The following is a 503-nucleotide window of genomic DNA, read 5'->3' on the forward strand; positions in this document are numbered from 1 at the left end:
AAACGAGCAACTATCCGTTGCTCGTTTCAGACTGTTGACAAAATGGTTGTAAGACAGTTGTTTTACAACCATTTTGTTCCATTTTGATAGTTGTTTCCCTTGATGAACCGACGAAAATAACGACATACATAGGTGAAAAAGAGGAGAGGTGCCCATTCTCCATAGGTAGTTTGCTAATTTCTTTAAATTCATCGCAGCACAAACAAGCATCGCCTGCATCTGGTTTCTTTCCAATCCACGGTAATTTGTCCAGCGCAGACCATGCTTCTCTTTCAAATCTGCAAAATTTCGTTCGATTGTCTCTTTTCTTCGTTCATACAACTCCCAATGCTCCGGCACATATCGTAAATGCTCGGCTTCTTCATAGTAATCTTGCCAAACATGGCGTGTGACCACTTTTGTATGGCTTTTGCTTTCTGTGCATCTTTCTAGATAAGGACACGTCTTGCACACAGATGGATTGGATTTATATTCCCGATAACCTTCCCGATTCGTTGTTGAAT

Annotated in this window: 1 pseudogene; it reads right to left on the bottom strand. The window is 41.0% G+C overall.

Features of this window, described 5'->3' with window-relative positions:
• Positions 1–141: 141 nt before the first annotated feature.
• Positions 142–503: pseudogene (locus M4I42_RS17100) on the bottom strand (transposase); the annotation flags it as partial.

Source organism: Anoxybacillus sp. J5B_2022, from assembly GCF_026847645.1.
Classification (GTDB): domain Bacteria; phylum Bacillota; class Bacilli; order Bacillales; family Anoxybacillaceae; genus Anoxybacteroides.